The sequence below is a fragment of the Candidatus Nanosynbacter sp. TM7-076 genome, from assembly GCF_022828325.1.
Lineage (GTDB): Bacteria > Patescibacteriota > Saccharimonadia > Saccharimonadales > Saccharimonadaceae > Nanosynbacter.
On record NZ_JAJQJS010000003.1, the window covers coordinates 67,608 to 90,067 of the forward strand.

Annotated in this window: 22 protein-coding genes and 3 tRNA genes; 7 read left to right on the plus strand and 18 right to left on the minus strand. The window is 44.5% G+C overall.

What is annotated here, in order from left to right; translation table 11 throughout:
- The 4 genes from rpoB to LRM47_RS03040 form a co-directional block, all read right to left on the minus strand.
- A complete protein-coding gene (rpoB, locus tag LRM47_RS03025) occupies positions 1-3,342 on the minus strand; it encodes a DNA-directed RNA polymerase subunit beta (RefSeq protein ID WP_243822737.1) in 3,342 nt (1,113 codons plus the stop codon).
- A gap of 169 nt (positions 3,343-3,511) precedes the next feature.
- Positions 3,512-4,156 (minus strand): dTMP kinase, encoded by a 645-nt coding sequence (gene tmk, locus LRM47_RS03030; protein ID WP_243822738.1) that lies wholly within the window; start codon positions 4,154-4,156, stop codon positions 3,512-3,514.
- A 2-nt stretch (positions 4,157-4,158) separates the two neighbouring features.
- On the minus strand, positions 4,159-4,605 hold the full coding sequence (locus LRM47_RS03035) for an HIT family protein (RefSeq protein WP_488192376.1): 447 nt from the start codon (positions 4,603-4,605) through the stop codon (positions 4,159-4,161).
- Positions 4,602-5,321, minus strand: coding sequence for a dCTP deaminase (locus LRM47_RS03040; protein ID WP_243822739.1), 720 nt, complete (start codon positions 5,319-5,321; stop codon positions 4,602-4,604). Before LRM47_RS03040 ends, LRM47_RS03035 begins: the two co-directional genes overlap by 4 nt.
- 104 nt (positions 5,322-5,425) lie before the next feature.
- Here LRM47_RS03040 and LRM47_RS03045 point away from each other — a divergent pair, with 104 nt between their 5' ends.
- Complete coding sequence (locus LRM47_RS03045; protein WP_243822740.1) at positions 5,426-5,920, plus strand: dihydrofolate reductase; 495 nt, start codon at positions 5,426-5,428, stop codon at positions 5,918-5,920.
- 46 nt (positions 5,921-5,966) lie between these two features.
- Positions 5,967-6,311, plus strand: a complete 345-nt coding sequence (locus tag LRM47_RS03050) for a hypothetical protein (RefSeq protein WP_243822741.1) — start codon at positions 5,967-5,969, stop codon at positions 6,309-6,311.
- Between the two features lie 51 nt (positions 6,312-6,362).
- On the opposite strand, the gene LRM47_RS03055 is transcribed toward LRM47_RS03050, so the two are convergent.
- From LRM47_RS03055 to LRM47_RS03075, 5 genes are all read right to left on the minus strand, one after another.
- A complete protein-coding gene (locus tag LRM47_RS03055) occupies positions 6,363-7,301 on the minus strand; it encodes a thymidylate synthase (RefSeq protein WP_243822742.1) in 939 nt (312 codons plus the stop codon).
- A 91-nt stretch (positions 7,302-7,392) separates the two neighbouring features.
- Positions 7,393-7,986, minus strand: a complete 594-nt coding sequence (locus tag LRM47_RS03060; protein ID WP_146555212.1) for an ATP-dependent Clp protease proteolytic subunit — start codon at positions 7,984-7,986, stop codon at positions 7,393-7,395.
- A 7-nt stretch (positions 7,987-7,993) separates the two neighbouring features.
- Positions 7,994-9,283 carry a trigger factor gene (gene tig, locus LRM47_RS03065; protein ID WP_243822743.1) on the minus strand — a complete coding sequence of 430 codons (1,290 nt, stop codon included), beginning with the start codon at positions 9,281-9,283 and terminating at the stop codon, positions 7,994-7,996.
- Positions 9,284-9,309: 26 nt separating this feature from the next.
- Positions 9,310-10,644, minus strand: a complete 1,335-nt coding sequence (gene hisS, locus LRM47_RS03070) for a histidine--tRNA ligase (protein WP_243822744.1) — start codon at positions 10,642-10,644, stop codon at positions 9,310-9,312.
- A gap of 118 nt (positions 10,645-10,762) precedes the next feature.
- Complete coding sequence (locus tag LRM47_RS03075) at positions 10,763-11,308, minus strand: TrmH family RNA methyltransferase (protein ID WP_243822745.1); 546 nt, start codon at positions 11,306-11,308, stop codon at positions 10,763-10,765.
- Between the two features lie 264 nt (positions 11,309-11,572).
- Here LRM47_RS03075 and LRM47_RS03080 point away from each other — a divergent pair, with 264 nt between their 5' ends.
- Entirely contained in the window at positions 11,573-12,007 is a 435-nt protein-coding gene (locus LRM47_RS03080) for a hypothetical protein (RefSeq protein WP_243822746.1), read from the plus strand.
- Positions 12,008-12,140: 133 nt separating this feature from the next.
- Here LRM47_RS03080 and LRM47_RS03085 read toward each other — a convergent pair.
- Together LRM47_RS03085 and LRM47_RS03090 are read right to left on the minus strand one after the other, a co-directional pair.
- Positions 12,141-12,227, minus strand: a tRNA-Leu gene (locus LRM47_RS03085).
- A gap of 40 nt (positions 12,228-12,267) precedes the next feature.
- Entirely contained in the window at positions 12,268-13,878 is a 1,611-nt protein-coding gene (locus LRM47_RS03090; RefSeq protein ID WP_243822747.1) for an FAD-binding oxidoreductase, read from the minus strand.
- Positions 13,879-13,962: 84 nt separating this feature from the next.
- Between LRM47_RS03090 and LRM47_RS03095 the strand changes: the two genes are divergently transcribed.
- Positions 13,963-14,047, plus strand: a tRNA-Leu gene (locus LRM47_RS03095).
- A gap of 121 nt (positions 14,048-14,168) precedes the next feature.
- Here the strand turns inward: LRM47_RS03095 and LRM47_RS03100 are convergent.
- Entirely contained in the window at positions 14,169-14,573 is a 405-nt protein-coding gene (locus LRM47_RS03100) for a hypothetical protein (RefSeq protein WP_243822748.1), read from the minus strand.
- Between the two features lie 315 nt (positions 14,574-14,888).
- On the opposite strand from LRM47_RS03100, the gene LRM47_RS03105 reads away from it, so the two are divergent.
- Positions 14,889-14,965 (plus strand) — tRNA-Val (locus LRM47_RS03105).
- A 99-nt stretch (positions 14,966-15,064) separates the two neighbouring features.
- On the opposite strand, the gene LRM47_RS03110 is transcribed toward LRM47_RS03105, so the two are convergent.
- Positions 15,065-15,352, minus strand: a complete 288-nt coding sequence (locus LRM47_RS03110; RefSeq protein ID WP_243822749.1) for a hypothetical protein — start codon at positions 15,350-15,352, stop codon at positions 15,065-15,067.
- A gap of 264 nt (positions 15,353-15,616) precedes the next feature.
- Here LRM47_RS03110 and typA point away from each other — a divergent pair, with 264 nt between their 5' ends.
- The gene (gene typA / locus LRM47_RS03115) at positions 15,617-17,440 is read left to right on the plus strand and encodes a translational GTPase TypA (RefSeq protein ID WP_248286724.1); all 1,824 of its coding nucleotides are present in this window, start codon (positions 15,617-15,619) and stop codon (positions 17,438-17,440) included.
- Between the two features lie 60 nt (positions 17,441-17,500).
- On the opposite strand, the gene LRM47_RS03120 is transcribed toward typA, so the two are convergent.
- Both LRM47_RS03120 and LRM47_RS03125 read right to left on the minus strand, forming a co-directional pair.
- Positions 17,501-18,070 carry a hypothetical protein gene (locus tag LRM47_RS03120; RefSeq protein ID WP_243822751.1) on the minus strand — a complete coding sequence of 190 codons (570 nt, stop codon included), beginning with the start codon at positions 18,068-18,070 and terminating at the stop codon, positions 17,501-17,503.
- A 35-nt stretch (positions 18,071-18,105) separates the two neighbouring features.
- Positions 18,106-19,278 (minus strand): replication-associated recombination protein A, encoded by a 1,173-nt coding sequence (locus tag LRM47_RS03125; protein ID WP_243822752.1) that lies wholly within the window; start codon positions 19,276-19,278, stop codon positions 18,106-18,108.
- Between the two features lie 100 nt (positions 19,279-19,378).
- Between LRM47_RS03125 and LRM47_RS03130 the strand changes: the two genes are divergently transcribed.
- Complete coding sequence (locus tag LRM47_RS03130) at positions 19,379-20,125, plus strand: slipin family protein (RefSeq protein ID WP_243822753.1); 747 nt, start codon at positions 19,379-19,381, stop codon at positions 20,123-20,125.
- Positions 20,126-20,266: 141 nt separating this feature from the next.
- On the opposite strand, the gene LRM47_RS03135 is transcribed toward LRM47_RS03130, so the two are convergent.
- From LRM47_RS03135 to LRM47_RS03145, 3 genes are read right to left on the minus strand one after another with little or no spacing between them, the layout of a single operon-like run.
- A complete protein-coding gene (locus LRM47_RS03135) occupies positions 20,267-20,944 on the minus strand; it encodes a J domain-containing protein (protein ID WP_243816383.1) in 678 nt (225 codons plus the stop codon).
- The gene (locus LRM47_RS03140) at positions 20,944-21,858 is read right to left on the minus strand and encodes a hypothetical protein (RefSeq protein ID WP_243816382.1); all 915 of its coding nucleotides are present in this window, start codon (positions 21,856-21,858) and stop codon (positions 20,944-20,946) included. Before LRM47_RS03140 ends, LRM47_RS03135 begins: the two co-directional genes overlap by 1 nt.
- A complete protein-coding gene (locus tag LRM47_RS03145; protein ID WP_243816381.1) occupies positions 21,859-22,347 on the minus strand; it encodes a hypothetical protein in 489 nt (162 codons plus the stop codon).
- Positions 22,348-22,460: the final 113 nt, after the last annotated feature.

Sequence of the window (22,460 nt, forward strand, 5' to 3'; positions counted from 1 at the left end):
TTACGCGTCCTCCTTTATTTCTTCTACTTCATCAATATCTTGCACGCTCATACCATCGTCAATTTCACCGATGCCATCTGATTCGTCCAAGTATTTTTCTTCTTCCTCATTGTCAGCGGCAACGGTTTTGTCTTCCGGACCACTTGAAGCGATAACGTGTTCAGCATCAACTGTTGCTTCGTCGTCAACCAAGTCAACTCGAAGACCCAAACCTTGAAGCTCCTTAACCAACACGTTGAAGGATTCTGGAAGTTTTGGACCAACAATCGGCTCATCCTTGATGATTGACTCGTAAGCCTTTGCACGACCGTAAACGTCGTCGGACTTAATTGTCAACATTTCCTGCAAGGTTGCGGCGGCGCCATAAGCTTCCAGCGCCCAAACCTCCATTTCACCGAAGCGCTGACCACCGTTTTGTGCTTTACCACCAAGCGGCTGCTGAGTAACCATCGTGTATGGACCAGTTGAGCGGGCGTGAATCTTGTCAGAAACCATGTGGTGCAACTTAATCATGTGCATCACACCAACTGTTGTTCGCTCCTCAAATGGTTCACCGGTGCGGCCGTCAAACAATTGACTCTTACCGTCACGCGCCAAACCAGCTTTTTCTAGCTCATCGGAAATCTTCTCACTCGGAACACCGTTAAATGACGGAGTTGCTACGCGGTAACCTAATGCTCGCGCCGCCATACCAAGGTGAGTTTCAAAAATCTGACCAAGGTTCATGCGGCTTGGCACACCAAGTGGGTTCAAAACTACGTCAACTGGCGTACCATCCTCTAGGAATGGCATATCTTCAACAGGAAGAACTTTCGCTACAACACCCTTGTTACCGAAGCGTCCAGCCATCTTATCACCAACGCCAATCTTTCGCAATTGCGCAACAAAGATCTGAATTTGCATCAAAACGCCAGCCTTCAACTCGTGGCCATTTTCACGACTAAAGATCTTAACGCCAACAACTTTACCGCCGCCCGCGTTGTTCATTCGCTGTGACGTATCGCGGACGTCCTTAGCTTTTTCACCGAAGATTGCACGAAGCAAGCGCTCCTCAGAGCTCAATTCCTGCTCGCCCTTTGGTGTAATCTTACCAACCAAAACATCGCCAGCCTTAACCTCGGAACCGATTTGAACAATTCCGTTCTCGTCCAAATGACGCAAACTTTCCTCGGAAACGTTTGGAATATCACGCGTCACAATCTCTGGACCAAGCTTCGTCTCACGAACCTCAACGGTGTAATCCTTAATGTTAATGCTTGTCAATCGATCATCTTCAACCAAACGACGGCTCATAATAATCGCGTCTTCCATGTTGTAACCACCCCATGGCATGAAGGCAACCAGAAGGTTTTTACCTAGGGCAATTTCACCGCCAGCAATTGAGGCACCTTCAATCAGAATGTCACCCTTCTTCACCTTGTCGCCACGCTCAACGCGGACTTTTTGGTTGTAACAACGATCGTCATTGTTCTTCACGAAATGTTTCAATGTGTAAATCTTTACACCATCAGCATATTTAACGTGAACTTCGTCGGCATCAGCGCGAACGACTTCGCCGTCGGCGCTAGCTTGAATCAAGTGACCACTATTCTCAGCCACAGCCTTCTCAATTCCAGTACCAACAGTTGCAGATTCTGGACACAATAGAGGAACCGCCTGACGTTGCATGTTTGAACCAGTCAAAGCACGGTCAACGCGCGTCTTTTCAATAAACGGAACAAGCGCCGCAGTCGAACCTAGAATCTGGCGGTGAGCTGCATCCATGAATGTGACTTGACTAGCATCAACCTGTGATGGCTGCATGTTACTTCGAGCATTAACGCGCTCATCTCGGAAAGTTCCGTCTTCATTAAGAGCTTCACCAGCGTCAGCGATAACCTCGCCAATTTCCTGTGAAGCATCCAAGTAAACAAGTTCATCTGTAACCTTACCGTCTTTCACGCGAAGATATGGAGTTTCAATAAAACCATATTCATTAACACGCGCGTAAGCCGCCAAGTTCAACACCAGACCGATATTCGCACCTTCTGGCGTTTCCACTGAACAAATACGACCATAGTGAGTTGGGTGGGCGTCGCGGACCTCAAATCCAGCGCGCTCACGAGTCAAACCGCCAGGACCAGTCGAGCTCAAGCGTCGCTTGTGGCTCAATTCTGACAATGGGTTAACCTCGTCAAGCAGCTGCGACAGCTGGCTTGAAGTAAAGAATTCACGAACAGCCGCAACAATTGGACGAGCATTAATCAATTGGCTTGGGCTAACGCTTTCCAAATCAGCCACGCTCATACGATCCATCGCATTGCGCTGCATTCGGAGCATACCAACACGGAACTGTCGAGCAATCAATTCACCAACCAAGCGAACTCGACGGTTACTCAATGCGTCAATGTCATCAGCTGGCTCTTGCGTATTGTTCAAGCGAATAACTTCACGCAAAATCGCCACCAAATCGCTCATCTGCAATGTACGATTTTCTGCTGTATTTGCAACATCCAGACCCAAGCGTTGGTTCAATTTATAACGACCAACCCGCGAATAATCGAACCGCTTGAAGTCAAAGAACATTCGCTCAATCATCTGACGAGCGTTATCGACCGTTGCCAAGTCGCCTGGACGCAATCGACGATAAACCTCAATCAACGCCTCATTCGCACCACGAGAAGTGTCCTTGTCCAAAGTTTCGTCAATGTATTTTACGTCGCCAGTATCAATATCAGCGAACAATTCCTTAATTTCGCTAGTCTTTGGATAGCCCAAAGCGCGCAACAAAGTTGTTGCCGGTATCTTACGACGACGGTCGATCTTTACGTAAATCGTACCGTTAGAAGTCGTCTCAAATTCCATCCAAGCTCCACGTCCTGGAATGATTTTTGCGCCGTAGTAATTACGTCCCGCTACTGTTTCAGCAGTGAAGAAAACACCAGCAGAACGAATCAACTGGCTAACAACCACACGCTCCGTACCGTTAATAACGAACGTACCGCGATCAGTCATCCATGGATATTCACCGAGGTAAATTTCCTGCTCTTCAACTACACCAGTTGTCTTGTTTGTCAATTCAACTGTTGCGTGTAGCGGAGCTTCAAATGTCAAGTTGTTTTCTTTGGCAAATTGGTCAGTGTTTTTTGGCTCGCCAAAATAGTATTTGCCGAACTTTAATGACAACTTCTGACCGGTATAGTCGTCAATTGGGTTAACTTCTGAAAATATCTCACTCAAGCCTTCTTCGACGAACCAGCGCCAAGAATCTTTTTGGTGAGCGATCAAGTTTGGCAGCGGCAGGGCATTATCACCAGAGGTGAAATAGACGCGCTCGCTGCTTGTGGTTGGTTTTTTTGCCACAGGCGTAAACACTCCTCGCTTTAATTAGTGGTTAATAGACGGCTGTGAAGATCTCTAATTCATAGCCCAAAATCACGATTTGCCTACTCGCAATTTTTACCCGCCATGAATACACTACTTCTATAACTACTCATTATGACGAAAAACGTCAATAAAATCAAGGGTTTTACTAGTGTTTTTCGATATTATCAATCAACATATCATGAACTTCGTCAATCGTCCCGTCAGCAGAAATTACCGGAATTCCGTACGCCTCGGCAATCTCCAGATATCCATCGTCGACTTTTTTCTGAAAATCTTGCCCGCGCGACTCAAAAGTGTCAGGATTTTTCAGCTCGCCGCGCATAGAAATTCGCGATTCCCGCTTCTCTCGGCTCAAACTTAAAATAACCATAACATTTGGCTGCAAATATTTTTCATCAGTAAACAGTTCCGTCAATCTCAAAATCTCTGATTCATCAAAGCCCTCGCCTCGCCCCTGATAAACCAGCGTTGAGATATAATTTCTCGCGCTCAAAACAATCTCCCCACGTTCCAACGCAGGCTGAATTTTTTCCCGCCACAATTCACGCCGAGCTGCAGAAAATAGTGCCACATTCACCGCCGCAGAGCGCGCCAAATCGCCATTTTTAATAACTTTTCGAAGTTCATTTGCTATCGGAGTTGATTTTTCCGGATCGTCACTTCCCGGCTCTTCAATCACGCAAACCGTTCGCCCGATTGACCGAAAATATTCCGCCAATTTCGCGACCTGTGTAGACTTGCCCGTTCCGTCATTACCCTCGATAACTATATATTTTCCCGCACTACTCATCACTACCTCATAATCACAGTGTGTGGCCTATTCAGATAAATCATCATCTTTTTCACCTTGCCGTCAACTTTTATAAAATGCGTATGTTGGTGCGCCATTGACCTAGATTTACTTCCTTGCGCCCGAGCGTAAATCGAATAGCCGTTATTCTCAAACTTCGCAATCTGATTCATATAGTCAATTTTTTCCTCATCGCTCAAATTCGCCAATGAATCCACGTGCCGTTTCGGTATAATCATCAAATGATCATCCACGCCGCAGCCATCCCAAAAATTATAGCCAAATCTATTCTTAATAATCAGGCAATGCGCAGTTTCATCAACTACCTGATCTGTGTGATGCTTTACCAATTGACAAAAATCGCAGCCGTCAGACTTATGCTTTCTCCTGTGATTGATATATTCTTTTTCTTTCGTTCGCGATCGAAACATTGAACCTGCCACCATCACAAAATCCCCTCGCCAAGTCCCGCGATTTCCATCGGTTTATGTCGACGATCCTTAAACGCCCGCGGCAACATCATTTCTGGACGCCAAGTCTTTATCAATTCATCCAAATCGTCAGTGTGCTGATATTTACCGCTCATTCCACCGCGTCCGCTAGCATATCCGCCGTCAACTTGACCAGTGTGATGAAAAATCAATTGCCCAATACGTTCGCCAACAGGCAAAACCACACTTTCATGCTTATTTAAGTTATAAATCTCAAGCGTAATCCGATTGATATATCCCGGATCAACCCAGCCAGCATCAAAACACACCGCCACGCCGTTTCGCCCCCAAGAGCTACGACTTTTCACCTCAGCCGCGCCACCATGCGTTCGAATCCCAACAAATTCATGCGTGTGTGCCAAAATTCGTTCACCCGGTTTCAAGACAATAATCGGATGATCTGGCGGAATATTCTTAAATTCCCGAAAACCATGTCGCTCGCACCACTCGGCATGCGGCATAGCTTTAAGCGGCCCCTTGAAGTATCGATTGACGTCAGACTCGTCAAACGGATTATAAACTCGCGAAATATCATCATATTCCTGTTTATAAAAATTAAAGCCTAGCGTAAAATCTAAGCTGGCTTCCGATACGTTTTTTGGGTTGAACGGCGTACAGACAATTGTCCCGTCTTCAATCGCCGCTAATATATCTTTATTTGAGTACACGCTCACTAAACACCTCCCATTGCGTGATTTTTCTACCAAATCTTATTATGGCAAGTTTATGTATTCCTATCAAGCTTTCGGTAAATTTTACAGCATGTTAAACTGAAGTTATGGAAAAAGCCATTATTGTAGCTTACGATAAAAACCGCGCCATCGGACAAAATGGCGATATGCCGTGGGGGCGAAGTTTACCGGCCGATTTGGTGAATTTTAAGCGTTTGACGAGAAACAACAATGTCATTATGGGTAGAAAAACGTTTGAGTCAATCGGTTCGCGACCACTTCCAGACAGAGAAAATATTGTCATTTCATCCAAGCCGACTGGCGTTAAAAAAGTTCTTACGGCTATGAATTTACGAAGCGCCCTGACTTTATCGCGATATCCGACTTTTATTATTGGTGGCTCACGAGTTTATAAAGACGCGCTAGATATTCCAGAAATTGACACTATTTACGCCACGGAAATTGACGCCGAATTCCCCGATGCTGACACTTTTTTCCCAGAGATAAATATGGACGCATGGGAGGAAACAAGTCGCACACATCACCCAGCAGACGCTGAAAATAATTACGATTTTGATTTTGTGACGTATAAAAGAAAATAGCCTTCTTAAGTTGACAGTATTTGGTATTTGTGGTATAGTGTAGAGTATGAATGAACGATCTATGATAAGAGCTACAGCCATTGAACGTATAAAAGGCACTACGATTGCGGACCTGCCAGAGGGTAGAACGATAATATTATCTGGTAAGCCTACCGCAGAAGGCGCGATATTCAAAGATAAAGCTCCTGTTGTAGAAAAATGGACAGAAGAAGATGAAAAAGGTAGAACAGCAACTAGAACAGTGGGAAAGTATGCAACCATACTATATGATACCGCCGCTCGAGAGTTTAGCGTTATTCTACCCGATCAAGAGATTACTGGCCTACGACAGTCTGGTATTGAAAACGACAATTATATGATTCTTACAGCTAAAGAATCTGATGAGGAATAGACATCGATCACCTCAACCGACGGGCGCAAATCACTGACCGCAAAAATCACACTACACAGCAATCGGCGCTTTTATTGCCGGATGACACTCATAATCCTCCAGACGGATATCGTCAATCGTGAAATCGTCAATATTCTTGATGTCTGGATTGAGCCACAGTTTCGGTAGCGGCAGCGGACGGCGCGATAATTGCTCGTCAACTTGCGCGCGGTGATTATTGTAAATATGTGCGCTATTTAAGGTATGGATAAACTCGCCGGGTTGCTTGTCGGTAACTTGAGCGACAATAGATAGAAGCAACGCATAGCTGGCAATATTAAACGGCACCCCAAGGAACATATCTGCCGATCTCTGAGTCAGCGCCAAATCCAGCTTGTCCTTCTCGCCGTTCTTACCAGGTCTTACGTTAAATTGAAACATCGTATGACACGGAGGCAGCCCGCCAGCTTGGACAATATCACCAATTTCCGCCACATTCCACGCACTCACGATATTCCGACGCGACTCTGGACTTGTCTTTATCATATCAATGGCATTCTGAATCTGGTCAATAGTTCCACCCTTCCCGTCCGGCCATTTTCGCCATTGAACACCGTAAACAGGTCCCAAATTTCCCCATTCTTCAGCAAACGCGTGATCATTCGCAATCTTATCAATAAACTCCTTCATTCCAGCGCGCCATTCATCGCCGTTAATTTCCGGTATTTTCCGACCAGTTTTTTCTAGGTAATTTTTATATGGCCACTCATCCCAAATATGAACGCCGTTTTGTGCCAAATATTCAATATTGCCCGTACCCTTAAGAAACCACAAAAGCTCATGAGCAACGCTTCTGAAATATAACTTCTTAGTGGTCATAGCCGGAAATCCGTCCGCCAAATTATATCGCGTCTGAATGCCAAAAACTTCCGTCGTTCCCGTTCCTGTACGATCACCCTTCCGCGCACCGTTATCACGAACATATTTCAATGCGTCTAAATATTGCCTCATAAGCCCTCCTTGCCTAACTCAAATTATGACAATATCTCTCAAAAACCACAAGCAGAATCACTAGTAGTTTTAACAACAAACACGCAAATTTTTACGACAATTTAGTCAAGACTTTATCAATCAGTCCGTACTTTACAGCTTCATCTGGCGCCATCCAATAATCACGCTCCATATCAGACTTAACCTTAGCCAACTTCTGACCGGTGTTTTTCGCCATAATCTTCGCTAGCATCTCCTTAACTTCCAAAGTCTCCTTCATGTCAATTTCCATGTCGGTCACTTTTCCGTGCGTTCCAGAAGACGGCTGATGAATCATAACCTTGGCATGCGGCAAGCAAAACCTCTTGCCCTTAGCGCCAGAGCTGAGCAAAAACGCCCCCATGCTTGCCTGCAAACCAATTCCATACGTCGCCACATCCGGCTTAATAAAATTCATCGTGTCATAAATTGCCATACCGTCATAAACGCTGCCGCCTGGACTATTGATATATAGCGATATATCAGCTTGCGGATCAACATATGCCAAATGCAACAATTGCGCCACTACGCTGTTCGCGGTATGCTCGTTAACGTCTTCACCAAGGAAAATAATCCTCTCATTCAACAATCTCGAATAGATATCGAAAGCACGCTCGCCGTCAGCCGACTTTTCAACGACAGTTGGAATGAGATATGATTTTGGCATATTTACCCTATTTTTTCGTGTTTAATTCAACCAATTTAGCAACGGTTTTATCTGTAATCATTCGGTTGGCAATATCGCGGTGAACGTTTGGATTGTCAAATTGCTCTAATATTTTCTTATCTTTGCCGTATTGCTGCTTGAAGAAGTCAATTTGTTTCTGGATCTCGTCACGAGAAGCGTCAATCTTCAATTCCTTCGACAATTCCGCCAATACCAAGCCAGCCTTAACGCGCTTTTCGGCGGCTGGACGAGCTTCTTTCTTCGTCCACTCTTCTTTATCCTTGAAGCCCTGAGTCTTCAAATAGCTCTCCAGACTTAGCCCGCTGTACATCAAATTCTGAGTCAAATCACGCTCGATTAATCGCAATTGGTCCTCAACCAAAAGTTCTGGCAGCGCAGCTTTACTTTTTTCCGTCAACTCACCAACCAGCGCGTCCTTAAATTTCTCATCAGCTTCACGCTCTTTTTGCGCGGTGAGTTCACGCTTGATGTCCGCTTTTACTTCTTTCATCTCTGTAAACGGACCACATTTTGCAGCAAATTCATCGTTTAGTTCTGGCAATTTCAATTCGTTAACCTTGTGAAGTTTCACGGTAAATACAACGTCCTGACCTGCCAAATTCTCAACGTGATAATCCTCTGGGAACTTCAATTTCAAATCGAACTCTTCGCCAGCCTTATGACCAATCACGCCTTCTTCAAATCCCGGAATGAATTGACCTTCGCCAAGCTTCAAGCCATATTCCTTAGCCGAACCGCCGTCAAACGCCACGCCATCTTTCTTTCCCGTAAAGTCAATCACAGCCTCGTCGCCGAGCTTAGCGGCACGCTTGACCTCTGATTTTTCAGAATAGTTTTTACGGATTCGCTCAATAACCTCGTCGACATCTTTATCCTCGACCTTGGCTACTTCTTTTTTTGCTGACAATTTTTTATAATCGCCCAATTTTACTGGCGGAATAATTTCAACTTCAGCCGTAAATTCCAACTCAGAACCAGGAACAAACTTCTTAACTTCGACGCTAGGTCGATCTAGGGCTTGCAATTTTTCCTGTAAAAACGCCTCAGCTACTGCCTTTGACAAAGCATTCTCTAAAATCTGCTCCTGAAGCGCATTCGGATCAACATGCTTAGCGGCTATACTTGCGGGAACTTTTCCTTTGCGGAAACCTGGAACTTTGATGTCGCGCGCCAACTTTGTCAAGGAAACCTGCTCTGCGTCAGCTAATTCGCTAGCACCCAAAGAAATCGTCAATTGAACTTTAGTATCTGATAGTTTTTTTACAGTAGTCTTCATAAAGACTAATTATAACAGATATCAGACTATACCTCAAACAGAGCGTCTTCATCGCCATCATATCGGCGATCTTTGGCAATTGTCACAATTCGTTCAGCGCCAACTTTCTGCTCGTCAGATTCCACCAAGTTTCGAACCGTGTATGCGCCGCTAGCAATTTCATCCTCACCCACGAACACCGCAAACGGAATTTGCTTTTTTAGCGCCGCTTTTATCTGCTTGTCAATTTTTCTACCAGTGATATCCAACTCCGCTCGCACACCTTCGCTGCGCAATTTTCGCGCCAAATCGTCCGCGCCAGCCATAGATTCTTTTGACACCGGAATTATATACACATCTGTTTTAGACGCCAATTTAGGCAACAAGCCGTGCACTTCCAAAAATTGTTCCATCGTTGTCGCGCCCATGCCAACGCCGACCGTAGCAATCGGTTCAACACCAAATAGTCCGACCAATCCGTCATATCGTCCGCCGCCAAACAACGCTCGGTTATTCTCTGGTGAATTGTCAAAAAGCTCAAAAACCATGCCCGTGTAATAGTCCAGTCCGCGCATCAAAGTGACATCAAACACCGCATTCGTAATGCCTTTTTGGCTAAGTAATTTCATCACTTCACGAAGTTGTTTGACACTTTCATCTTCCATCAATTCGCTCGGCAAATCATCAACAGACTTCATACTGATCATTTTTGCCAGCTTCGGCAGACCTTCCGACGCTTGACTACCAAAAATCTCAATCGCCTGACGCTTAAATTCTTCGGCAGGAATCTTATTTTTCCTATCAAGCAACTTCATCATCATCGTCGAACCAACAATATCAAGCTTCAAAAATTGACTCATCAGACGATTTATCAATTGGCGATTATTAACCCTGACCGTAAACATTTCTTGCTTGGCGCCAAAATTCATCACGCTAGCGTGGCTCAGCTCAATAATCTCCGCGTCCGCCGCCGCACCGTCCACGCCAAACAGATCCGCGTTCAATTGCCAAAACTCACGCTCACGCCCACGTTGCGGTCGTTCATAGCGCATAAAATTAGCAATTGAATACAGCCGCGCAGGCATCGCCAATTCCTGACGCTTAGCCGCCACCATTCGAGAAATCGACGGCGTCATCTCAGGACGAATTGCCACCATTCGACCGCCACGATCTTCAAAGGCGTATGTTTGCTCGCCCGCCAATTCCTGACCCGACTTCGCCAAATAAATATCTAGCGGCTCCAGCAGCGGCGCGCCGTATTCTTCATAGCCAAAACTCTCAACCGTCTTGTGCCAAACATTAAAAATATAATTCTGCAGACGCTTTTCCTCTGGAAAATAGTCTCGCGAACCTTTGTAACTTTGTGTAGATAAACTGCTCATGTTAGCTCCATTATGTCATTATTTCTTATTTATAGCAATCAAAAACGCCGAGGCAGAACTCGGCGCATACAATCAAAAATCAGAGTCCTACCTCGGCAACACGTGTGAATGATGGAATTTAGGTAAAATCACGATACCATTGTAGCACATTCTGCTGCAGCCAACAATACATCGCCACGGTAGCCGCCGCGCCAACGTTTATGGAGCGAGTCGAGCCGAATTGCTCAATCGCCACAATCTGATCCGCAGCGCCAGCCAGCTCTGCAGAAATCCCCGGCCCTTCTTGCCCAAATACCAAAACCGCACGCTTCGGTAACCTCGTCTGCGACATATTAACACTTCCTGGGATATTATCAATAGCAATAATTTCCCTGCCTTCATTACGCATTTTCTCAACAAACTCTTCCGTCGTCGTCAAATACGTAATATGCAGATATTTATCCGTCATCATGGCGCCGCGCTTATTCCATTGCCTGCGCCCAATCACATAAATCTGCCGCACGCCAAACGCATTAGCGCTCCTGACAATTGTCCCCATATTAAAATCTCGCTCGGTATTTTCCAGCGCAATCACCAAACCGTGATCTTCAGAATCCAGCTCGCTTATAATCTCCGATTCGCTCCGACCCTTAAATTTATCAATTACGTTTCTCTTATCTTCCATCTCTGTTATTTTATCAAAGTCCCTGAGCAAATGACAAAAGTTGGAAGCCTTCTATTGACTTTTTTACACAAGTGTGATATAAATAAAGTTATCTTTCGTTGATAAGTTGAGTAAATCCTTATCCGAAAGTGAACTTTGACAGGCAATCGAATACAAGATGAGTTTTTATTTCTTTTTTGAATGCCAAGAGAAATAAGATCTCATCTTGTGTTGTTAAGAGAACAACCGCAATTCCGCAGATGAGAAGATGAAAGGATCGTACTAATGTACGACTACTACACCGAGCAGCTGAAGACGGATTACAACGAGGCGTGGACCGCTTGGGAAACGATCAAGACGCAGCTCGAAAAGGTCTACATGCTAGACCACACCTCAAGGACCTGCAAGGCTCGCATAACTCGAGCGTTGAATGATGGCAAGAATTGGTTCAAGAGGGTTGAATCCCTTATGAACCGTCTCCCTAAGGACAAGCAGCCCTCTAGCGCAGCACTCGCTGAGCTAGAGAAAGAGCTGGGACTAAAGTACCTCAACACTTTTGCAGACTTGAGTTGCGTCGTCTCTACTCTTCCTATCGGTAAAGATCAGAAAGAGGCAGTTACGGTAGTCGTACGATCTATCAACGACTACCGCACCAGCATGGAAGAGACGAGGCGGTCCCTTGTAGATTACATGGAAGAGACCTTACAGAGTCCCTTGTAGATTAAAGGTCCAACGTCTCTATATGGCAGGTGATTGTTCTTTTACGATTGCCTGTCATGTAGACTCTGAACTTATGACATAAAAAATCACCCTAACTACGGGTGATTTTCTTATGGTGAAAAAATTCAGTTCTTGGTGCGGATGAAAGGACTTGAACCTTCACGTACTTGCGTACACTAGCACCTGAAGCTAGCGCGTCTACCAATTCCGCCACATCCGCATGGGCTACGCGTCAATTATAGCCCAATTCTCACTCAGTATCAAGCTTGATTACGAAGCTTACACCACGCGTTTAATTCCGCTGCCAACTCCTTCGGCTGAGCCTCCGCTTTAATTCCTGGATTAAAAATTCCAGCCGGATCAAAGATTTTTTTCACCTTTGCGTATAATTGTTTTTCATCATCTGGCAGATTTTTATAGATAAAGTTAGCCTTCAATCTTCCGTCACCGCCAAAGCCCGCAAAAGAACCTTCATACTTATCAACAATCTGAGAAATTTCCGCCAACAATTGAAGAATCTTCTGGCGTTCACTCACCTTTTTATTGTCAAACGTCGGATGTAGAGAAATATAATCGCTTGAAAAGTCAACAAAAAATGGCAAATCTACGCCGTACTTAGATTCCAGCGACTTCAACTCGCTAAGGAAACTATCAATCTTTTCTGGCGCCATTAAAATTCCAGAGAAAACACGCGGCGTAATCATATGCGGCTCGCTTGGGGTTTCCGCCAAAGCCAAAACAGAATGCAAGCTGAACAAATCCTGCTCTTCCAAATGTAGAGTTTTTATGTCAATCGCTTCTGATGATTCTAATTTTCTAGTCAATTTCTTCGCGGCTTTATTGCGCGCTCTGTCAGAAAAGTCGTCAAAGATAGCCAAGACCACCGCACCCTTAAAGCATTCTTTCGGCGCCCACTCAGCCACTTTACCGACGACCGCAGCCTGGCGGAAGAATCGCCCGTCGATTATTTCCACCGCTGACGCCTTATTTTTCATCGCTAATTCCACGGCTGATTGTGCGTCTGACAACTTTTTATATGATGCGGCAACAACTGAATATTCAGGATGAATAAATTGCGCCTTCATAATAACTTCGCAAATCACACCCAGACTTCCCTGACTACCAATAAACAGCGGCGTCAAATCAAACGACCCGTCTTTTTGCTTAACTCGAGAAATCCCGCTATAGCCAACTGTATCTGGCAAAGCTGGATCCATTTGCGAAATCAGCTCGGCGTTATCTGAGATTAAATTGTCAATCTCTCGATAAATCTCGCCCTCAAACGTCGATAATCCTTTTTTCTTACTTAATTCGCGTCGAGATATGCGACCAGTCTGAATCACGTCGCCATTACTTAGAACAATTTCAAGCTGTTGAACGGCATCAGCAAAGCGGCCATGCGCGCCAGATAATATTCCGGACGGAGCCGTGTTAATTGCGCCACCAATCGTGCCTTCTTCCGCCACATATGAAGTTCGCGGCAGACCCAAGCCTTTATGAGTAGACAAAGTCGCGTTGATTGCCGAAAGAGAAATTCCCGCCTGAGCATGAATCAGTTGCTGGCGAGGATCAATACCAACCACACGATTCATATACGTTTTTTCGTCAATTGCAATGCCTTTATTCGTCGCTGCGCCAGTTTCATCATTGCCACAACCACGAACAAATACAGGTAAAACATGACCTTTCTCTGCCAATTGAGAACAAAATCGCATCACTTTCCTGATGTCGTTCATGTTAGCCGCACGAACAATCATTTCTGGTCGGCGCGCCAAAAGTCCATTATCAACTTCAACTTGACTCAATGCAAAATCCTGCGACGCGACTTCGCCACTAAGATGTTCATTCAAATATTTCGCAACTTTATTCATCAATCCTCCTTAGTATGTTACTTCAATTTTAGCATAAGCGCGGACAGTTGATAAGTAGAATTTGTTTTGATATAATCAGGTTATGCGGATGTGGTGGAATTGGTAGACACGCATGCCTTAGGAGCATGTGCCTCACGGCGTGAAGGTTCAAGTCCTTTCATCCGCACCAAGAACTGAAATTTTTCACCATAAAGAAAATCACCCTGGAGTTGGGTGATTTTTAATGTCATAAGTTCAGAGTCTACATGACAGGCAATCGTAAAAGAACAATCACCTGCCATGTAGAGAGACTACTGAGACTGCACGATAGAGACTACCGAGATGTAGAAAAGACAGTCGTTGATAATAGTCTGGGACTTGGTCCTTAGCTGTGCCTCTTCCTTGCTGCTTTCCGGGGGGGCGCCCCTTAAGACCTTCTTAATAACATTGAATTCCAATGCTATTGAGCCAGCCTCGATAGAGACTTCTTGCATAAGCCTCTTTTCGCCAGCTTCCCCTTCGTTGCGCTCCTCGAGGATGCGCACAAGGCGACTTGTGCCAGTCTCTACGGACTCGATCGCAGTTTCGAAACGGCGCCTCTTGTCGGGATCTTCAGAATAGAATTTGCCATCGATGAGGTCTCTAAGAACCTCCCAGACTACCCTGACTGTCTTAGCACTCTCTGTAATCTCGTGCATGTAGTTTTTGGGGTACATACCCTTCACCTTCCTGATGTTTTTCTCATCCGCAGGATTGCAGCGTGTCGTTCTTTAACAACACAAGATGAGATTTCATTCCTCTCAATGATTCTTAAAAAAGAAATAAAAACTCATCTTGTATTCGATTGCCTGTCAAAGTTCACTTTCGGACAAGGATTTACTCAACTCATCAACGAAAGCTACCTTCATTTATACCACACTTGCGTAAAAAAGTCAATAGGATATACTCGGCGTAACTTGTCAGAACTTAAAACCTGAACTATAATTAGCTCACATCACGAATTCGTTAGGTAAAACGACAGATGTAATTACGGGAAATTAGCTCAGTTGGCTAGAGCGCACGATTCACATTCGTGAGGTCACAGGTTCGAGCCCTGTATTTCCCACCATTTTTGACAATTTTTCACCATAAAAAAATCACCCATGCTCAGGGTGATTTTTAATAATTGGAACAAGCATGAAACTTGTGCTATAAATTGACAAACGAACTAATATCCTCTATTTTCTGGCAAAAATTCTATTTCCTCAGCACAGTCCTCAGCACGGTCCTGCATTGCCTGTTCGCTCGCTGCATCCTCATCAGATAACGCTTCTTCGCGGTCAGGACAAGTAGCGCACCACAATATTCCAAGAATACCTTCAGCCTTCGATGTAAGCTTTTTCACTTCGGTACCTAACCCTGACACTCTAGTTGCGATGCCTCCAAGCTCCCCAATTATACGACTCAGTTCTTCAACATATCTTTCAGTATCAAAATGCTGTAGCTCGCCAGACATAAATTATCCTCTCCTTAATAGTCATCTCTTATATCGATAAGTTCATTAATGAAGCTATTCATTGTTTATATCATATGGACATAAAAAAATCAACACAGCCATCGCCAGATTGACTTTTTATTTATTTAATATCAACCGAAAAAATAACACAAACTATAATTAAATACACTTCCTAGCGCCATCTTCTAAAAACTTTTCACCTCTATTATTTCGTGATATAATTACCTTAAAGGAAGGTCTGTGTTAATATCAGACCATATTTTTATGAAGAACGCTAGCAAGATTCGAAATATTGCCATTATTGCCCACGTCGACCACGGCAAAACGACCATGGTTGATGGACTATTAAAGCAGTCGCGAACATTCCGCGACAACCAAGCCGAGATGAGCCAAGAATTGATCATGGATTCCGGCGATCAAGAACACGAGCGCGGTATCACCATTACCGCCAAACAAACGTCGATTTTTTACGGCGACTATAAGATAAACATCATCGACACGCCAGGGCACGCCGATTTCTCTGGCGAAGTTGAGCGAACCTTGAATATGGCTGACGGCGTTTTGCTGATCGTGGACGCGCAGGAAGGTCCGATGCCTCAGACTAAATTCGTATTAGCGAAGGCGCTTGAGCTGGGACTGAAGCCTGTCGTGATTATCAATAAGATTGACAAGCCGGCCAGACGAATTGCCGAAGTTGAAGATGAGTTGAGCGATCTGTTTTTGGAGCTAGCAACCGATGATTCTCAATTGCAATATCCAATTTATTACGCAATCGGACGTGACGGAAAATCATGGAAAGAAATTCCTGCAAACACCGACGAAGACGCAGATTTGACGCCAATTTTTGACGCGATTATTAACGACATTCCAGCGCCAGACGTGACGGAAGATGGCGCGTTTCAATTGCTTGTTACCAGCCTACAATATGACACATTCCAAGGAAAATACGCGATTGGGCGAATTGCTCGCGGATCTGTTAAGCGTGGCTTGCAAGTCAGTTTGATGAAAAATGGCGAAGTCGCGGGCTCAGCACGAATTGAGAAAGTTTTTGGCTATCGCGGCTTGAATCGCGAAGAACTTGACGAAGCTTTTGCTGGCGACATTGTGGCGCTGGTTGGCGTGGCTGACGCGCATATTGGCGATACGATTGCCGACAAAGAACAGCCCGAAGCGCTACCGACAATTGACATCGAGGCTCCAACTTTGAGTATGTACCTCGGCCCAAACACCAGTCCAATGAAAGGTCGCGAGGGCGAGTTTACGACATCCAGGCAAATTGGCGACCGATTGAAGCGAGAGCTTGAAACCAACGTGGCGCTACGCGTTGAGGAAAACGGAATTGGCTTTACGATTTCTGGACGCGGCGAATTGCACTTGAGTGTTTTGATTGAAACCATGCGACGCGAGGGCTTTGAGTTTGAAGTTGGACGACCGCAAGTTGTTACAATTACCGAGGACGGCGTCGAAAAAGAACCGATTGAAGAATTGCAAATTGAGGTTGGAAGCGAATTCATCGGTGCGATTAGCCAAGAGCTTGGCGCGCGACATGCTGAAATGAAATCCCAGGAAACGACCACCGCTGGCGCTGCTCGTTTGACTTACATTTTGCCGACGAGGGCGCTGATTGGTCTGCGCAATATTTTATTGACCGCCACAAGAGGTACGGTGATTATGAATTCCCTGCCTCACGGATATCAACCGCTTGGCGGAAAACTGCCAAAAACCCGCAATGGAGTTTTGATTGCATTTGAAGCTGGCACAACAACACCTTACGCTTTGCAAGCAGCGGAGGCGCGCGGTGAATTACTGGTTGGACCGGGAACGGAAGTTTACGCCGGGATGATTGTCGGGATTTACAATCGCCAAGAAGACATCGAAATCAACGTTTGTAAAGCCAAACATTTGACCAACATGCGCTCCAAATCGTCGGATGGAACTGTGCAATTGACGCCATTTACGCAGTTTAGCTTGGAGCAATGTATCGATTTTATTGAAGATGACGAGCTTTTGGAGGTTACGCCAAAGTCATTACGACTTCGCAAGCGATATCTGGACGCAAACGAGCGAAAGCGCGCCGCGAAACAATAATCGCGTAAACCATAAAAAACCGCCCCGTAATGGAGCGGTTATTTTTCATACGAGCATCAACTAATTGACAAGAGTCTCTTTGACCCGGCGAGAAGCAAAGAAGTACAAGATTACCAATCCTTCTACTATTAGCATTGTAACGATTCCGGTGATAAATGCCGAAACCTCTACTCCCGATCTTCCAGATGCATATATAACTACCGCATTTGCAACATTGCCCAATCCAGCTGTGGCGATCGTAGCAACAGCTAGCCACTTACCAAGACTCTTCTGCATCGTTATGAACACAACTGCACAAATAGCTAAGATTACTAGTATAGGTGAAAATATCAAAGAAATGACGTTCTCTGGCTGGCTAAGATTCATTATCGCCTGGAAAAACACTGCTGTATTGACAAGGCTACCGATAACGAAACAAACAACAAAGAACATTAACCAACCCTTAACACCCTTCAGGGATTCCGCCATCACGACATATTGCACTGGCGCTGCTTGAGGTTGTGCAAAATATTGCTGGCTGACTGGTTGCTGCTCATACGGCGTGTTCTGCGGTTGTGGCGCGGGACCGTATTGTGCGTTTGGATCAGGCTGTGGTGCATATTGCGGCTGCTGAGGTTCTTGTTTTGGCATATTAACTTCTCCTTTTAAGAATATTGACATGTCAATTATACCACATCCTTAATTTCCTCTGGTAAAAATCCTTTGTCGTGCTTAAAGCCAGCTCGCCATTTGTAACCTTTATTATAGCCCAAATCTTTCATCAATTTGGTCGGAGCGTTCCTGAGATGTAACGGCACGGGAGAATTCGGATATTTGCGCGCCAATTCAAAAGCGCCGTGCATTAAATCGGTAATTTCACGCGACTTCTGACTACGAGCCAACGCAATAGCGCAATGGAATAAATTATACTTCGCCTCCGGAAGGCCGACACGCTCGACAGCCTCAAATGTTGCAATTGCCAAGCTCAATACACCATTGCCCGCCAGCCCAATATCTTCCGACGCAAAAACCACCATTCGCCGAGCAATAAACTTCGGATCCTCACCCGCGTCAATCATTCGCGCCAAATAATACGTCGCAGCCGTCGCGTCACTGCCTCTTAGCGACTTGATAAAAGCGGAAATCACGTCGTAATGCGAATCGCCTTTTTTATCATAACCCGGAAGTCGTTTCTGAGCCGCCGCCTTAACCACTTCCGGCGTTACTTTTTCATTAAAACTCAGCGCCAATTCCAAATTGCCCAACGCCACCCTTGCATCGCCATCCGATAATTCCGCCAAATAGTCCAGGGCTTTGGGCGAAACTTGCTTGGACTTTTTCAGAACTTTCAATGCCCTTTTTAATACGGATATGATTTCGTCTTTTGTCAATCGCTGAAGAACCAAAACCCGCGAACGCGACAGTAGCGGCGTGATAACTTCAAAGCTCGGATTCTCGGTCGTCGCACCGATTAACGTAATTAGCCCACTCTCAACATGCGGCAAAAACGCGTCTTGTTGAGCTTTATTAAATCGGTGGATTTCGTCAACAAATAGAATTGTCCTAAGTTCCAGATTCCAGTTTTGGCGGGCGTGCTCAATTACTTGTTCAACGTCCTTTTTTCCGCTTGTAACTGCCGATAATTCAATAAATTCCGCCTTCACCTCGCGCGCAATAATCCGCGCCAACGTCGTCTTTCCAGTCCCCGGCGGACCCCACAATATCAAACTGACCGGCTCGCCATTCTTAACGATTCGCCTCAATAACTCGCCCTCACCAAGCAAATGACTCTGCCCTATCACCTCGTCCAGCGTCTGCGGTCTCATCTGTTCAGCCAGTGGCTGCCTGCTATCACTCATACTTCCATTATATCGCGAAATCCATAAAGCCAAAAAGTCTCCGCCGTTACACTTTCCTCACACAAAATGCTACAATAGATCTATATAAATAGGAGGAAAAATGGAAGCATTTGTAGTAATCATCTTAGTATCTATCGGGCTTTATGTGCTTGGTGGCATTAAAATTGTCAATCAATATCAGCGCGGCGTAGTTTTAACGCTCGGTAAATTTACTGGCGTTCGCGAACCAGGATTAAGAGTCGTCATTCCAGGATTGCAGACAATGATGTTGGTCGATATTCGTTCAACTCCAATTGACGTTCCAAAACAAGAAGTCATCACCAAAGACAACGTCACTGTCGGCGTTGATGCAGTGGTTTATTTCCGAGTCATCAACGCGCCAAAAGCCGTACTGGAAACCACGAACTATATTTACGCGACTAGCCAATTTGCCCAAGCGGCACTGCGTGACGTCACTGGAAATGTTGATATGGACGATTTGCTTGCCAAGCGTGAAGAGATTTCCCAGCAAATCAAGGAAATTGTTGACGCCGAAACCGACAAATGGGGTATCGATGTCGAGAACGTTAAGATTCAGAATATCGAACTTCCTGGCGATATGAAGCGCGCCATGGCCAAACAAGCCGAGGCAGAGCGCGAGCGCCGCGCCAACATCATCAACGCTGACGGCGAAAAAGCCGCAGCCGAAACATTAGCTCAGGCCGCAGAAATCCTAGCAAAAACCCAAGGCGCTATCAATCTGCGAACGTTGAACACCTTAGAGCGAATCTCTACAGAGCCAAGTCAAAAGACGATGATGCTGTTCCCTATCGAACTCATCGACGCAATTCGTGGCGGTAAGAAATAGAACATTTATCAATAAAATAAGCACTCTGTAATTTTACGGAGTGCTTTATAATTCCTGGTGGAATTTTACAACTCCGCTAGAACCTATTTTAGTACAAAATGTTAAAAACTGTGAGCCGCCACATGTTGCAAGTGACACGCCCTATATATTAAATAACCAGTAAAGAATGATTGTTATAACAGTAAATCCAGCAATCAGTGTATTTCTTATATTCTTGTTTTCAACGGCCCTAAACCCGTCCTCTGTAAGCCAATGCTTTTGAAAGTCTGCTTCAAAAAGTACATGGCAAACTCCCTGATAATTAACCACAAAGAGTGGTACTTTTCTAAAATTGTTCCTTTTCTTGCTATAAATCTTCAATACCTTAGTACGGTAATAATCAGAGCCTTTGTATTCGTAGAACAATGCTTTTTTATTAACAACAACTTTGTAGTACAAATAATCGCCTAGTTGTATATACTGGCGCGCGCCAGCCGAATCAACAACTTCCAATCCATTAACAAAAGTGGCAACATCATAATTTTCTGGTGCTGGTGACTCCTCTTTTTTATATTCTTTCTGCTTGCCATACTCCGCATGGCTTCGCTCATGCTTTTTATATGACCTATAAGCTATGCTCTCGTCATACGATTTCCGTTCTATAGGGTCGTTCAAAATTGAGTAGATAAACTGAAGTCTTTTGAAAAGTTCATCATCTTTTTCTGAACCTGTATCAGGATGATACTTGAAAGCAAGCTTTCTGTAAGCTTTTTTTATTTCATCTTGCGAAGCAGTAGGCTCAACGCCCAAGAACTCATAATAATTATCTGAATTAGCCACTAATTATTATCTCCAATAGCGGTAAACGTTATCAGTAAAATCGGAATAATTAACGATACGGCTATACTGATTAGCACCTTAAATACTGTGTGCATTTTTGTCTTGCCAGCAAGAACGTCTCTCTGTAGCTTTATTAAGTAGAAAATTACAACCGCAATTAAATACAAAAAGGCAAAGCTCCAAATGAGAGAACTAACACTGTTATTATGCGTACTGTCTGTATTGCCGCCTAAAAGGTCGCCCCAGTTGAAATTAGCAAAAAATGCTCCTATTGCGGGTATAGTCAAATAAATGAGGAATAAGAAAGATTGAACATATATGCTTATGGCTGGCGACAGCCATATATAGTGATACCATTTTATTCCTAATAACTTGCCCTTATCGTCCTCCTCAAATTTACCTACTAATTTTTGTCCTGTGTTAATACCAACAAACGTTAGGACGCCAGCACCAATAAACTGGAAAACAATAAAAGCCATGTATAAATTATCTTGTCTGATAACATCTCTCATGCGCACAAAGCTTTCGTGTAGTGCGTCATTCCTAAATATTGCAATAATCAGGAATAAAATGATAACATACCCAAAAATACCAACAATGGCATTAACCATGCTTATCGTGACTTTATCGCTTGCCCTGATTTTACGCGCCATGTGTGAATATGCGACACCGAATATAAAAGCAAGCCCACAGATAATGGCGAATTTGACAATGCTCCATAGCGGCTCATCAGTCCAAAATAAATTGCTAGGATTAAAATTCTTACCGAGATTAACAACACCCCTGTTATTAAGAATAGTAATAAACTTTCCTATAGCGTCTTGTAAAACAAGCCAGACAAGCAGATAGCACGCAATAAAATACTTGAGCTTAGCGTTAAAGTCTAGGCTTCTATTGAAAGTATCTCTTGCCATTTATTCATTAGCTCTTCCTGCACTCTCAGCTAAAGTCCCACCAATGATACGCGTGCCATACGTCAATATAACGTTAATTAGTAGTACGAAGAATATGCTCCAACGACCGTTAAATATCGCTGCCGCCATTCCGATAGGCACTACACCAATACCGCCTATGAATAGACCAATAATCACAGCTATCCAGCCCCAAAGTGTCAACGTAACCAGCAAGCCAATAATCCAAGTCTGCAAACCATAAACATACGATGATAGGAAAATGATGATACCTACAACACCACGAGCAACACCACGAGTTTTACGCGATATAGCCATCAGTAAAGCAATGACATTGATTGCAAACAATATACCTGTTAGCCAGCTGACAAACGGTAATATAGTCGCACCTACCGTTGCGCCTACTGTAAAGAACAATATTAGGGCGATGATACTACCCACAAAAAACGCTATGCCTAACAATACGCCACCGATGGATTTTAGTGTTTCCATGTAATCTCCTCTTTTATATTACATCGTGGCGAAATACAAAAAAGCCCGCCACGAGCGATAGCCGAAACTACCCGATACCGTTTCCAGTACCGACCATAGAGAAATAGCGACTC